Raw genomic sequence first — 13596 nt, 5'->3', positions numbered from 1 at the left:
CGTCCCGAGCCGTAAACTTGGTGGTCTATGAATCCTGAAACGCTCGCCGAAGCCCTCCTCGCAGTCCTCGCTCCGATCGCGGACGAGCGACGCCCCGGCGAGCCCCTCGGGCTCTCGGCATCCGACATCGTCCTGGAGCGCCCGCGCAACCGCGACCACGGCGACTGGGCCTCGAACATCGCGATGCGCCTCGCCAAGCCGTTCGGCACGAACCCGCGCGAGCTCGCGCAGCAGATCGCCGACGGTCTGGTCTCGGTCGACGGCATCGCCACCGCCGAGGTCGCGGGCCCCGGATTCATCAACATCCGTCTCGAGGCCGCTGCAGCGGGCGCGCTGGCGAAGACGATCGTCGACGCGGGCGTCGCCTACGGCACGAACACCTCGCAGCAGGGCGTGAGCGTGAACGTCGAGTTCGTCTCGGCGAACCCGACCGGACCGCTGCACATCGCCCACACGCGCTGGGCGGCGCTCGGTGACGCGATCGTCCGCCTGCTCCTCGCCAGCGGCGCGCACGCCGTGCGGGAGTACTACATCAACGACGCCGGCGCGCAGATGGACCGCTTCGCATCGTCGCTGGTCGCCGCCGCGAAGGGCGAGCCGACCCCCGAGGGCGGATACCCGGGGGAGTACATCACGGCGCTCGCAGGTCGCATCCTCGAGGCGCGCCCGGATCTGCTCGACCTCTCCGACGAGGAGCAGCTCGCGGTCGCCGGCGACCTCGGATACGAGTACCAGCTCGCCGAGATCAAGAGCTCGCTCGACCGCTTCAACGTGCCGTTCGACGTGTGGTTCTCGGAGCGCACCCTGCACGCCAAGGACGCGTCGGGCACGAGCCTGATCGACCAGGCGGTCGAGCGCCTGCGCGAGCAGGGCCACGTCTTCGACGAGGACGGCGCCGTCTGGGTGCGCACCACCGACTTCGGCGACGACAAGGATCGGGTGATCCGCCGCTCGAACGGCGAGTACACCTACTTCGCCGCGGATGCCGCCTACTACCTCAACAAGGGCGACCGCGGATTCGAGAACAAGATCTACCTCCTCGGCGCCGACCACCACGGGTACGTGCACCGCCTCAAGGCGGTCGCCGGTGCGGCGGGCGAGGATCCGGAGCGCAACGTCCAGGTGCTCATCGGGCAGATGGTGTCGATCAACGGCGCCCGCCTCAGCAAGCGCGCCGGCAACATCATCGAGATGGACGACCTGCTCGAGTGGCTCGGCGCCGACGCCCTGCGGTATTCGCTCGAGCGCTCGCCCGCGGACTCACCGCTCGATCTCGACCCCGAACTGCTGCAGAAGCGCACGAACGACAACCCCGTCTTCTACGTGCAGTACGCGCACGCCCGCACGCACAACGTCAGCCGCAACGCGAACGACTCGGGCGTCGACCGCTCCGAGTTCGCCCCCGAGACGCTGACGCACGAGTCCGAGGCGGCGCTGCTCGGCGCGCTCCAGGAGTTCCCGCGCATCGTGGCGTTCGCCGCCGAGGTGCGCGAGCCGCACCGCGTCGCCCGCTACCTCGAGGAGCTCGCGGGCCTCTACCACCGCTGGTACGACAACTGCCGCGTGATCCCGCAGGGCGACGACCCGATCGAGAGCGTGCACCGCACGCGTCTGTGGCTCAACGACGCCGCCGGACAGGTCTTCCGCAACGGGCTCGACCTCCTGGGCGTCTCCGCACCGGAGCGCATGTAACCCCCCGTCCGCACCACCGAGGTAGGGCAGGATGACCCCATGAGCGAAGACAACCGCACGCTGCCGTACCCGGAGCCGGATGCCGAGCATCCGACGCTCGTCCTCCCGGGCGCCGGGACCGGGACCGACGACGGCGTCGCGAGCGCTCCGCAGCGTCGTCGCCGACGCTGGCCGTGGGTGGTGCTCATCGTCGTCGTCGTGCTCGCGGGACTCGTGGTCGCGGCGGAGTTCGTCGCGCGGGCGATCCTTCCGGGAGTCGTGCGCTCGCTCGTCATCGACCAGCTCGACCTCCCCGCCGATCAGCAGCTCGACGTCGACGCCGAGGGCATCCTGCTGCCGCAGCTGATCGGCGGACGTCTCGACAGCCTGCACCTGTCGACCGACGCGGTCACCCTCGAGGGGATCACCGGTGCGGTCGACGTGACCGCGACGGGGGTGCCGCTGCGCGGCGGCGATCTCGCGGGCGCATCGGGCACGATCCGCATCGACGAGGATCAGTTCACCTCCCTGCTGGCGACCACCGACCTGCCGGTCGACACGGTCGCCCTCGACGAACCGAACGCCACCGTCAGCGGGTCGATCACCGTTCTGGGCCTCGCCGTCCCGATCTCGCTCACCCTCACGCCCGGAGCGCTCGAGGGCGACCTCGAACTGACGCCGGTGTCGTTGAGCGTCGGCGGGATCGAGATCGACGCCTCGCAGGTCGGATCGAACCTGGGGTCCATCGGCGCGGATCTCACCCAGCCGCAGCGGATCTGCATCGCCGATCAGCTCCCGGCTGGCCTCACGCTCACCGGGCTGGAGATCGACGGATCCGTGGCCGTGATCGACATCGACGTCGACGGAGCCATCGTCACCGACGAGAGCCTGCTCGAGAAGGGCACCTGCCCGGCCGGGTGAGTCAGGCGTCGCGGGCGGCTTCCTGAGCGGCGCGCAGTTCGTCGGTCGCGATCTTCACATCGATCTCGGCCCGCTGCACACGACGCTGCGGGAAAGTGGTCGCGCCGAAACGAGCGCGCACCCGGTCCTGCCGCTCCTCCTCGCCCGTGACGATGTAGGCGCACGAGATGAGCATGACCTGCGCCGACAGGTTGAGCCAGATCAGGAGGGCGAGCAGCGACGCGAACGAGGCCAGCAGAGGATTGCTGGTCGCGCCGCCGACGAAGAGCGAGGAGAGCTCCTGGAGCACCAGGAGGCCGACGGCGCCGAGAAGGGCACCGCTCCAGAGGGACCGCGCCGACGGGCGGACCCCGGAGAGCACGAGGAACACGGCGATGAGCAGAGCGGTGTTCAATGCGAAGACGATCGCCAGCGAGAGGATCCGCACGCCCCAGGTCGCCAGCGCGGAGTCGGTGGGGATCCCGAGCAGATCGCTCACCCAACCGACGCCGATCCGTCCGACGATGGAGAGGAATGCCGCCGCGATGAACGCCGCCCCGATGCCGATCGCCAGGGAGAGGTTGCGCAGGATCACCCAGATGAACAGGACGTCGCTCTGCGCGGTGCCCGAGATCACACGAACGGCGGTGCGGAGCGACCCCACGGCACCCAGGGCGGCGCCGATCAGGGCGATCGCCGACACCGCACCCGCCAGCGAGAACGAGATCGGTTCGCGGAGATCGGCCGGATCGATGACTCCGTCCTCGCCGATCAGGCCGGGCACGACGGATTGCACGGCGTCGATGATCGCGTTCCAGGCCTGCGGGTTCCCGGCGAGCCACAGTGCGGCGATGGAGAATCCCAGGAGCACGCCGGCGAACACGCTGAACAGGGCGCGGTAGGTGACGCTGTCGGCGAGCATCGGGCCGCGGCGCTCGCTGTAGAGAAGGAAGGCCCGCACGGGCTTGCGCTGGAGCGCCCAGCGCGTGACGGCTGCGATGGCACGCGGGATCGGCCCGGGGCGGGCAGGGGCTTCGGACGTCGACGGGGCTTCCACGTTCTCACCCTACGAGTGAGCGCCGGCCGCCGTCACAGGGGTTGCGGGACGGGCGTCACCATGGCTAGGGCGGCATGCGCCGTGCCCTAGAATCGGGGTCAGTCTCGTCGTGCGCTTCCCGCCCGAGTCCCGCTCCACGATTGGTGTTCCTTGCTTCCCGCTGCCGATTCGCTCGCGCCCGAGTGGCTCGCCGTTCCCGATGACGCGAATGATCTCGCGGCCGGTGTCTGGCCCTCGCGCGCCGCCCGAGACGCCGACGGCGTCCTGACCCTCGCCGGGGTGGATGCCGCGACCCTCGCCCGCACCTACGGCACCCCCCTTCTGGTGCTCGACGAGGACGAGGTACGTCAGCGCGCACGGGAGTTCCGCCGGGCCTTCGACCAGGCGGCGTCGGAGCACGGCACGGTCGCGCAGGTGTACTACGCCGGCAAGGCGTTCCTCAGCGCCACCGTCGCGCGCTGGGTGGTCGACGAGGGACTCCGCGTCGACGTGTGCACCGGGGGAGAGCTCGAGGTCGCGCTGGCCGCGGGAGTCGCCCCGGCATCCATCGGCTTCCACGGCAACAACAAGTCGACGCGCGAGCTCGAACGAGCGGTCGAGGTCGGTGTGGGCAGCATCATCGTCGACAGCGCGATCGAGATCGAGCGACTCGCGGCGATCACCGCCCGCGTGGACGCGGTGCAGCGTGTGCTCGTGCGCGTGATCAGCGGCGTGCACGCCGAGACCCACGACTTCCTCGCCACCGCGCACGAAGACCAGAAGTTCGGATTCCCGCTCGAGGATGCCGAGGTCGCCGTTGCTCGCATCCGAGAGATCCCCGGGCTCGACTTCGTGGGTCTGCACTGCCACATCGGGTCGCAGATCTTCGGCGTCGCCGGGTTCCGCGAGTCCGCCTCGCGCGTGCTCGAGCTGCACGCGGCGCTGCTCGAGGGCGGCGCGGTCCCGCAGATGAACCTGGGCGGCGGCTTCGGCATCGCCTACGTCCGCAGCGACGACCCCACTCCGATCGACGTCCTCGCCGGTGAGATCGTGTCCGCCGTCGCCGAGGGCTGCGCCGCGCGCGGCATCGCCGTGCCCGCGCTCTCGTTCGAGCCCGGTCGCGCGATCGTCGGAACGGCGGGCGTCACGCTCTACGAGGTCGGCACGACCAAGGACGTCACCATCGACTCGGGTGCCGTCCGGCGCTACATCAGCGTCGACGGCGGGATGAGCGACAACGCTCGCCCGGCGCTCTACGGGGCGCAGTACTCCGCGCGCATCGCCTCGCGCGTGGGGATCGGCGCCCCGCAGCTGAGTCGCGTGGTCGGCAAGCACTGCGAATCCGGCGACATCGTCGTCGATCACGAGTACCTGCCCTCCGATCTGGTACCGGGCGACCTGCTCGCCGTGCCGACGACGGGCGCGTACTGCGTCTCGCTGTCGAGCAACTACAACCATGTTCCGCGTCCGCCGGTCGTCGCCGTGCGCGACGGTCGCTCGAGGGTCATCGTCCGCGGTGAGACCATCGACGATCTCCTCTCCCGTGACGCGGGCATCGACGGGGCGAACGCCCCCGAGGGAGAGAAATGACCCACTTCCGAAGGAGCAACAATGGCTGAGTACCGACGACTTCGAGTGGCGCTTCTCGGCGCCGGAGCGGTCGGATCCCAGGTCGCCGACCTCCTGCTGCGCCACGGCGACGAGCTCGCCGACCGCGCGGGCGCCTCGCTGGAGCTCGCCGGCATCGCCGTGCGCGACGTCGATGCACCGCGCGACGTCGACCTTCCGCGCGAGCTCTTCACCACGGATGCCGAGTCGTTGATCCTCGGATCCGACATCGTGATCGAGCTCATGGGCGGCATCGAGCCCGCACGCACGAGCATCCTGCAGGCGATCGGCTCCGGCGCCGATGTGGTCACGGCCAACAAGGCACTCCTCGCCACGCACGGCCCGGAGCTCTTCGAAGCCGCCGACCGCGTCGGTGCCTCGGTGCACTACGAGGCCGCTGCGGCCGGCGCCATCCCGATCATCCGCCCGCTGCGCGATTCACTCGCCGGCGACCGCATCGTGCGCATCATGGGCATCGTGAACGGCACGACGAACTACATCCTCGACCGCATGGACACCGAGGGCGCCGACTTCGCCGACGTGCTCGCCGACGCGCAGCGTCTCGGATACGCGGAGGCCGACCCCACGGCCGACGTCGAAGGCTACGACGCGGCGCAGAAGGCCGCGATCCTCGCGAGCCTGGCTTTCCACACCGCCGTGCCGCTCGACGCGGTCTACCGCGAGGGCATCACCACCGTCACCGCCTCGATGATCGAGGAGGCCCGTGCCGCGGGCTTCGTGATCAAGCTCCTCGCCGTGTGCGAGCGCCTCGACGTCGACGGAACCGAATCGATCTCGGTGCGCGTGTACCCGGCACTGGTACCGCACTCGCACCCGCTGGCGTCGGTGCACGGCGCCAACAACGCGGTGTTCGTCGAGGCCGAGGCCGCCGGTTCCCTGATGTTCTACGGCGCGGGCGCCGGTGGAGTGCAGACCGCGTCGGCCGTGCTCGGTGACGTCGTCTCCGCCGCTCGCCGCCACATCGCCGGCGGCGTGGGCGTCGGCGAGTCGACGCGGGCGAACCTGCCGGTCGTGCCCATCGGGCACGTCACGACCCGATACCAGGTCACCCTCGAGGTCGCGGACGCTCCGGGTGTGCTCGCCACGGTCGCCGGCATCCTGAGCGACGGGGGCGTCTCGGTCGCCACGATCGTCCAGACGGTCGAGGGCGACGAGGAGCCCACCGCGCGACTCATCATCGGCACGCACCGGGCAGCCGAGCAGTCGCTCAGCGCCGCGGTCGCGGCACTCGCCGACAGCTCGGTCGTCGAGCGCGTCGTGTCGGTGCTGCGCGTGGAAGGCGAGTGACGGTGGCGGAAGGGCGCACGATCGAGGTCCGCGTTCCCGCCACGAGCGCGAACCTCGGGCCGGGATTCGACACCCTCGGCCTCGCGCTCAGCGTCTACGACTCCCTCGTCGTCACCGAGCTCCCGGCGGGTGAACTCGACATCGAGGTGTCGGGTTCGGGCGCCGAGGAGATCCCGCGCGACGCGTCGAACCTGATCGTCCGCACGGTCGAGCACGTCTACGCCGATGCCGGCCGGCCGATGCCGGGGCTGCGGATCGTCGCCGAGAACGGCGTGCCGCACGGCCGCGGCCTGGGATCCTCCGGCGCGGCCGTGGTCGCCGGGGTCCTGATCGCGAAGGGCCTCCTCGCCGGAGACGTCGAGATCGGCGACTCCGATCTGCTGCGACTCGCGACCGAGCTCGAGGGGCACCCCGACAACGTCGCGCCCGCACTCTTCGGCGGCCTGACGATCGCCTGGATGAGCGAGCGCGGTGCGCAGCACAAGAAGCTCCTCGTGCACCGGGGCGTCTCGCCCCTCGTGCTCGTGCCGGCGTACACGATGTCGACGTCGCAGGCGCGCTCTCTGCAGCCGCCGCAGGTGTCCACTGCGGATGCCGTGTTCAACGTGTCGCGTTCGGCGCTGTTGATCGCGGCGCTGACGCAGAGCCCCGAGCTCCTCCTCGACGCGACCGCCGATCGGCTGCACCAGGATTACCGCGCCGAGGCGATGCCCGAGACGCAGCGGCTGGTGCAAGCCCTGCGTGCCGCCGGTTTCGCCGCCGTGGTCTCCGGTGCCGGCCCCAGTGTGCTGGTGCTCGCCGACGGGCCGGGAAGTCGTCAGGACGCGGTCGAACTGGCCGGGCGAGTGACCGACACTCCGTGGGAATCCCTCCTGCTCGCCGTCGATGTGCGTGGTGGTACAGTGGGGGATCGAGCGGAGGGCTCCACGTAACGTCTTCGTGAATCTGGCCCCATTGCAACTCTTGCAAGACCCGCACGTCCAACCTCATGGCACAAGTGCCCAGGCCGGCTGGCGCCGAGCGTCAGCCCGTGCGAACGCGCGCAGCACCCGTTGCGCGTGTGGACCGCTCACTACCCCCGAGAAATAGAGGGAGTACTCGTGGAGAACTTCTCCGAGACCCAGAACGACCAGGCCGCCCCGGTCGTCGATGCCCCGGCAGCAGCCGGCACCGACGCATCCGCTGAGGCGGCACCCGCCCGCAAGCGCGCACCGCGACGTGCGACGACGGCGACCGCCGCCGCGAAGGCCGAGAAGGCGGCAGAGGCCGCGCCGGCCGCCGACGCGGCACCGGTCAAGGCAGATGCCGCAGGCGACAGCGCCGAGGCCGCTCCGAAGGCCAAGGCGCCGCGCCGCAGCCGCGCCAAGAAGGCGGATGCCGAGGCCCCCGCCGCGGAGTCCGCGGGCGAGACGCCCGCTGCGGAGAAGGCTGCCGAGAAGGCGGCTCCCGCCCAGGCCTCCGACGAGAAGTCGACGGAGAAGCCCGCTGACGCCGGCGCTGCGGATGCTTCCGCCGAGCAGGCCCCCAAGACCACGGGACGCGGTCGCCGCGCCCCGAAGAAGACGGCGGAGTCCGACGCTTCGGCCGCCGACGCCCCTGCCGCCGATTCCGCTGCCTCCGACAACGCTCCCGCCGCGGACAACGCCGGTGAGGGTGGCGACGGCGGAGACGAGCAGAGCGGTCGCGGCCGCAGCCGCAACCGCAGCCGCAACCGCGGACGCGGCCAGAACGGCACCGGTGCCGCGCAGGAGCAGCAGGCGCAGCCCGCCGGCGACGACGAGCAGGGCGGCAACGGCCGCAACCGTCAGCGCAACAAGCGCCGCGGCAACGCGCAGACCGACGAGTTCGACACCGAGATCGGTGAGGACGACGTCCTGATCCCGGTCGCCGGCATCCTCGACGTGCTCGACAACTACGCCTTCGTCCGCACGACCGGTTACCTCGCCGGCCCCAGCGACGTCTACGTCTCGCTCGGGCAGGTCAAGAAGTACAACCTGCGCAAGGGCGACGCGGTCGTCGGCTCGATCAAGCAGCCCCGCGAGGGCGAGCAGCAGGGGCGCCAGAAGTACAACGCCCTGGTCAAGGTCGACTCGATCAACGGGCTGTCGATCGACGATGCCGCCACGCGCGTCGAGTTCGGCAAGCTCACGCCGCTGTACCCGCAGGAGCGCCTGCGCCTCGAGACCGCGCCCGAGAAGCTCACGCAGCGCATCATCGACCTGGTCGCGCCGATCGGCAAGGGCCAGCGCGGCCTGATCGTCGCGCCGCCGAAGGCCGGTAAGACGATCGTCCTGCAGCAGATCGCCAATGCGATCGCGCAGAACAACCCCGAGGTCCACCTCATGGTCGTGCTCGTCGACGAGCGCCCCGAAGAGGTCACCGACATGGAGCGCACGGTCAAGGGCGAGGTCATCGCCTCGACGTTCGACCGTCCGGCCGAGGACCACACCACGGTCGCCGAGCTCGCCATCGAGCGTGCGAAGCGCCTGGTCGAGCTCGGTCGCGACGTGGTCGTGCTGCTCGACTCGATCACCCGTCTCGGCCGCGCGTACAACCTGGCGGCTCCGGCTTCCGGCCGCGTGCTCACCGGTGGCGTCGACGCCTCGGCGCTCTACCCGCCCAAGCGCTTCTTCGGTGCCGCACGCAACATCGAGAACGGCGGGTCCCTCACGATCCTCGCCACGGCTCTCGTCGAGACCGGCTCCAAGATGGACGAGGTCATCTTCGAGGAGTTCAAGGGCACCGGCAACAGCGAGCTGCGCCTGTCGCGTTCGCTCGCCGACAAGCGCATCTTCCCGGCCGTCGACGTGAACGCGTCGAGCACCCGCCGTGAAGAGATGCTGCTCTCCTCCGACGAGGTCAAGATCACCTGGAAGCTCCGTCGCGCCCTCGCCGGCCTCGACACCCAGCAGGCCCTCGAGGTCGTGCTCGGAAAGCTCAAGGAGACGCAGTCGAACGTCGAGTTCCTCGTGCAGATGCAGAAGTCGATCCCGACCCTGCCCGCAGGTTCGCACGACAACAACATCCGCTGAGCGGAGAGTCCGTGTTCGAGTCCGTCCAGGCTCTGATCGACGAGCACCGCCGGGTCCAGGAGGAACTCTCCGACCCGGCGGTGCACGCCGACGCCGCGCGTGCCAAGCGTGTGAACCGCCGCTATGCCGAGCTGTCGCGCATCGTCGCCGCGTACGAGGCGTGGGTCGCGGCATCCGACGACCTGGATGCCGCGCGCGAGCTCGCTCGTGAGGACGAGGCCTTCGCGGCGGAGGTCCCCGGACTCGAGGCCGGACTGCAGGCCGCGCAGGAGAAGCTCCGGCGACTCCTCATCCCGCGTGACCCGGATGACGCCCGTGACTTGATCATGGAGATCAAGGCGGGGGAGGGCGGCGCCGAGAGCGCGCTCTTCGCGGCCGATCTGCTGCGCATGTACGTGCAGTACGCGGCGTCGATGGGCTGGAAGACCGAGCTGCTCGAGCGCAACGAGTCCGATCTCGGTGGCTACAAGGACGTCCAGGTCGCGATCAAGGGCTCCTCCACCGACCCGGCGCAGGGCGTCTGGGCGCACCTCAAGTACGAGGGTGGTGTGCACCGCGTGCAGCGCGTGCCGGCGACCGAGTCGCAGGGACGCATCCACACCTCGACCACCGGTGTGCTCGTCTTCCCCGAGGTCGACGAGCCCGACGAGATCGAGATCAACCAGAACGATCTCAAGATCGATGTCTTCCGCTCTTCGGGGCCGGGCGGGCAGTCGGTCAACACGACCGACTCCGCGGTGCGCATCACGCACGTCCCGACGGGCATCGTCGTCTCGATGCAGAACGAGAAGTCGCAGCTGCAGAACCGCGAGGCGGGAATGCGCGTGCTCCGTGCGCGGCTGCTCGCGAAGCAGCAGGAGGAGCTCGATGCGGCGGCATCCGATGCTCGACGGTCGCAGATCCGCGGCATGGACCGGTCCGAGCGGATCCGCACCTACAACTTCCCCGAGAACCGCATCGCGGATCACCGCACGGGATTCAAGGCGTACAACCTCGATCAGGTGATGGACGGCGCGCTCGGACCGATCATCGAATCGGCGATCACGACCGACGAAGAGGCCCGGCTCGCCGCCGTCGGCACCGAGTCCTGATCCGCACGCCCCCGGAGCGCTAGGCTCGGCGCGTGATCACATTCCTCTTCCGCACCCTCATCTACATCGTGTCCGCGGGGCTCGGGCTGATCGTCGCCGATCTCCTGCTCGACGGATTCCAGATCGAGTGGTCGAAGTGGTGGGGCTTCGTTCTGTGCATTCTGATCTTCGCGCTGCTGCAGAGCATCCTCTCGCCGTGGATCAGCAAGATCGCCGACCGCTACGCGCCGGTGCTGCTCGGTGGAATCGGCATCTTCTCGACCCTGGTGGCGTTGATCATCGTCGTGCTGCTGCCCATCGGCGGTCTGCGCATCGTCGATGTCACCGGCTGGTTGCTCGGAGCGGTGATCGTCTGGCTCATCACGGCGCTGGGCACGGTGCTGCTGCCGCTGATCTTCCTCAAGCGCCGAGTCGGCGACGCGCGCGAGAAGCGAGATCGTCGCACACGCTGACCGGACTCAGATCGAGTAGTCAGGCACGGTGAGCAGCGCGCGCGTGTCTTCGCCGCCCGCGCGCTGACGCGGCTTGGCCGGGACGCCGACGAGCACGCTGTCCGCGGGCGCATCCCGGGTGACGACGGCGTTCGCTCCGACGAAGGAGTGCGCCCCGATCGTCACGGGTCCGAGGATCTTCGCTCCGGCTCCGACGGCGACACCGTCGCCGAGTGTGGGGTGGCGTTTGCCGGTGGAGCGCGAGCGCCCGCCGAGCGTGACCCCGTGGTAGAGCATCACGTCGTCGCCGATCTGCGAGGTCTCGCCGATCACGACGCCCATGCCGTGGTCGATGAAGAAGCGGCGGCCGATCCGGGCCCCCGGATGGATCTCGATGCCCGTGAACCAGCGGGCGAGCTGCGAGTTGGCGCGTGCGAGGAAACGCAGCCGCCGTCGCCACAGCGCATGCGAGACGCGGTGCGCCCAGATGGCATGGAGTCCGGGGTACAGCAGTGCGACCTCCGCGGCGCTGCGGGCCGCGGGATCGCGGAGCCGGGCAGCGGCGATGTCCTCGCGCATTCGACCGATCATGCGGTGGTCGTCAGTCCTCGCGCAGGTCCGCGAACAGCGCGGTCGACAGGTAGCGCTCCCCGGTGTCGGGAAGGACGACGACGATGTTCTTCCCCGCGTTCTCGGGGCGGGAAGCGACCTGCAGGGCTGCCCATGTCGCTGCGCCGCACGACATGCCGACGAGGAGACCCTCGCGGGCGGCCAGCTCCCGAGCCACCCGGATGGCGTCGTCGAACTCGACGGGGATCACCTCGTCGATCACCTCACGGTCGAGGATCGCGGGGACGAAATTCGGCCCGATGCCCTGGATCTTGTGCGGGCCGGGGTGGCCCTCGCTGAGCATGGGGGAGTCCTTGGGCTCGACGGCGATGACCTGCACACCGGGCTTGGCGGCCTTGAGCGCCTGTCCGGTGCCGGTGACGGTGCCACCGGTGCCGACTCCGGCGATGAAGATGTCGACCTCGCCGTCCGTGTCGCGGAGGATCTCCTGTGCAGTGGTCTCACGGTGGATCTGCGGGTTCGCGGCGTTCTCGAACTGCCGCACCCAAACCGCGCCCGGGGTGTCGGCGACGATCTGCTTCGTGATCTCGATCGCACCGCTCATGCCCTTGGTCGGGTCGGTGAGGACGATCTCTGCGCCGAAGGCCTTGAGCAGCACACGGCGCTCCTTCGACATGGACGCGGGCATGGTGAGGATCACCTTGTAGCCACGCGCTGCCCCGACCATCGCCAGGGCGATGCCGGTGTTGCCGCTGGTCGACTCCACGATCGTGCCGCCCGGCTGCAGTTCACCGGATGCTTCGGCGGCGTTGATCATCGCGATGCCGATGCGGTCCTTCACGCTGGAGGCGGGGTTGTAGTACTCGAGCTTCGCGAGGACGGTGGCGCCGAGGCCCTCGGTCACGCGGTTCAGACGGACCAGCGGCGTGTTGCCGAACGCGGTCGTGATGTCGGAGTGGATACCGGGCATGGAGGAGCCTTCCTGTGCGGGTCGCTTCGCTCTCAGCCTATGGGAGGGGTACGGGGGAGAGGGCAATGTGACACCCGGCGGGCGCTCTACGCTGGAGATCATGCCCGACACGTCTTTCGCCGCACTCGTCCGTGCGGCCGCTCAGCGCCTCGCCGATGCCGGTGTGACCGATCCACTCGTCGACGCGGAGCTCCTGGTCGGTCACGTGCGGGGTCTGCGTCGCGGCGAGGTGCAGGCGGCCGTCGTCCGAGGCGACGTGATGAGCGACGCGGATGCCGAGCGGCTCGACGCTCTCGTGACGCGCCGGGAGTCGCGGGAACCCCTGCAGCACATCACCGGCACCGCGCCGTTCCGGCATCTCGAACTGGCCGTGGGCCCCGGGGTGTTCGTCCCCCGACCCGAGACGGAGATGGTGGTGCAGCACGCGATCGACGCGCTCCTGCACGCACCCGATCCGCAGCCGATCGGCATCGATCTCGGTACGGGGAGCGGGGCGATCGCACTCGCGATGGCGACCGAGGTGCCGCACGCGCGGATCTACGCCGCGGAGCTCTCGCCCGAGGCGCACGCGTGGGCGAGCCGCAACACCGCCGATGCCGAGAACCTCACGCTGGTGCTCGCCGACATGGCGGATGCCTTCCCCGAACTCGCCGGTGCCGCCAGCGTCGTCATCTCGAACCCGCCGTACGTGCCGGACGAGGCGATCCCGCGCGACCCCGAGGTGCGCCTCTTCGACCCGGCGATGGCGCTGTACGGCGGTGAGGACGGTCTCGATCTCGTGCGCGCGCTCAGCACCAATGCGCTGCGGCTCCTCCGTCCCGGCGGGCTGCTGGTGATCGAGCACGGTGAACTCCAGGGTGCCGAGATCCGCGGCATCCTCGAGCGCGACGGCTGGCGTGCCGCGGCGACGCACCGCGACCTCACCCTGCGCGACCGCGCCACCACGGCCATCCGCCCCTGATCCGCTCTCTCGGCGGCC

The 13596-nt window shown here is 70.0% G+C and carries 12 protein-coding genes; 9 read left to right on the top strand and 3 right to left on the bottom strand.

The window, feature by feature from the left end:
• Positions 1-27: 27 nt before the first annotated feature.
• Both argS and WFJ97_RS04130 read left to right on the top strand, forming a co-directional pair.
• Positions 28-1692 (top strand): arginine--tRNA ligase, encoded by a 1665-nt coding sequence (gene argS / locus WFJ97_RS04135; protein ID WP_336640556.1) that lies wholly within the window; start codon positions 28-30, stop codon positions 1690-1692.
• Between the two features lie 39 nt (positions 1693-1731).
• Positions 1732-2592, top strand: a complete 861-nt coding sequence (locus WFJ97_RS04130) for an LmeA family phospholipid-binding protein (RefSeq protein ID WP_336640555.1) — start codon at positions 1732-1734, stop codon at positions 2590-2592.
• Between the two features lies 1 nt (position 2593).
• Here WFJ97_RS04130 and WFJ97_RS04125 read toward each other — a convergent pair whose 3' ends face one another.
• Positions 2594-3628, bottom strand: a complete 1035-nt coding sequence (locus tag WFJ97_RS04125; protein ID WP_336640554.1) for a YhjD/YihY/BrkB family envelope integrity protein — start codon at positions 3626-3628, stop codon at positions 2594-2596.
• A gap of 150 nt (positions 3629-3778) precedes the next feature.
• On the opposite strand from WFJ97_RS04125, the gene lysA reads away from it, so the two are divergent.
• From lysA to WFJ97_RS04095, 6 genes are all read left to right on the top strand, one after another.
• Positions 3779-5197, top strand: a complete 1419-nt coding sequence (lysA, locus tag WFJ97_RS04120) for a diaminopimelate decarboxylase (RefSeq protein ID WP_336640553.1) — start codon at positions 3779-3781, stop codon at positions 5195-5197.
• Positions 5198-5218: 21 nt separating this feature from the next.
• Complete coding sequence (locus WFJ97_RS04115; RefSeq protein WP_247955967.1) at positions 5219-6523, top strand: homoserine dehydrogenase; 1305 nt, start codon at positions 5219-5221, stop codon at positions 6521-6523.
• Complete coding sequence (thrB, locus tag WFJ97_RS04110; RefSeq protein ID WP_247622791.1) at positions 6520-7455, top strand: homoserine kinase; 936 nt, start codon at positions 6520-6522, stop codon at positions 7453-7455. Before WFJ97_RS04115 ends, thrB begins: the two co-directional genes overlap by 4 nt.
• A 168-nt stretch (positions 7456-7623) precedes the next feature.
• A complete protein-coding gene (rho, locus tag WFJ97_RS04105; protein WP_336640552.1) occupies positions 7624-9555 on the top strand; it encodes a transcription termination factor Rho in 1932 nt (643 codons plus the stop codon).
• A gap of 11 nt (positions 9556-9566) precedes the next feature.
• On the top strand, positions 9567-10646 hold the full coding sequence (gene prfA, locus WFJ97_RS04100; RefSeq protein ID WP_336640551.1) for a peptide chain release factor 1: 1080 nt from the start codon (positions 9567-9569) through the stop codon (positions 10644-10646).
• A 32-nt stretch (positions 10647-10678) separates the two neighbouring features.
• Positions 10679-11098 carry a hypothetical protein gene (locus WFJ97_RS04095; protein ID WP_336640550.1) on the top strand — a complete coding sequence of 140 codons (420 nt, stop codon included), beginning with the start codon at positions 10679-10681 and terminating at the stop codon, positions 11096-11098.
• 6 nt (positions 11099-11104) lie between these two features.
• Here WFJ97_RS04095 and epsC read toward each other — a convergent pair whose 3' ends face one another.
• The gene (epsC, locus tag WFJ97_RS04090; protein WP_247622787.1) at positions 11105-11668 is read right to left on the bottom strand and encodes a serine O-acetyltransferase EpsC; all 564 of its coding nucleotides are present in this window, start codon (positions 11666-11668) and stop codon (positions 11105-11107) included.
• A 10-nt stretch (positions 11669-11678) separates the two neighbouring features.
• The gene (cysK, locus tag WFJ97_RS04085) at positions 11679-12617 is read right to left on the bottom strand and encodes a cysteine synthase A (RefSeq protein ID WP_247955971.1); all 939 of its coding nucleotides are present in this window, start codon (positions 12615-12617) and stop codon (positions 11679-11681) included.
• Positions 12618-12717: 100 nt separating this feature from the next.
• Here cysK and prmC point away from each other — a divergent pair, with 100 nt between their 5' ends.
• A complete protein-coding gene (gene prmC / locus WFJ97_RS04080; protein WP_336640549.1) occupies positions 12718-13578 on the top strand; it encodes a peptide chain release factor N(5)-glutamine methyltransferase in 861 nt (286 codons plus the stop codon).
• The last annotated feature ends 18 nt before the right edge of the window (positions 13579-13596 follow it).

This window comes from Microbacterium sp. USHLN272 (genome assembly GCF_037149655.1).
Classification (GTDB): Bacteria; Actinomycetota; Actinomycetes; order Actinomycetales; family Microbacteriaceae; genus Microbacterium; species Microbacterium galbinum.
This window is presented reverse-complemented; position numbering and strand designations above follow the sequence as displayed.

What these genes read in the sequence shown, in the direction of transcription:
- WFJ97_RS04130 (WP_336640555.1), top strand. Translation starts at nt 1,732, where the DNA reads ATGAGCGAAGACAACCGCACGCTGCCGTACCCGGAGCCGGATGCCGAG.
- argS (WP_336640556.1), top strand. Translation starts at nt 28, where the DNA reads ATGAATCCTGAAACGCTCGCCGAAGCCCTCCTCGCAGTCCTCGCTCCG.
- prmC (WP_336640549.1), top strand. Translation starts at nt 12,718, where the DNA reads ATGCCCGACACGTCTTTCGCCGCACTCGTCCGTGCGGCCGCTCAGCGC.
- cysK (WP_247955971.1), bottom strand. Translation starts at nt 12,617, where the DNA reads ATGCCCGGTATCCACTCCGACATCACGACCGCGTTCGGCAACACGCCG.
- WFJ97_RS04115 (WP_247955967.1), top strand. Translation starts at nt 5,219, where the DNA reads ATGGCTGAGTACCGACGACTTCGAGTGGCGCTTCTCGGCGCCGGAGCG.
- epsC (WP_247622787.1), bottom strand. Translation starts at nt 11,668, where the DNA reads ATGATCGGTCGAATGCGCGAGGACATCGCCGCTGCCCGGCTCCGCGAT.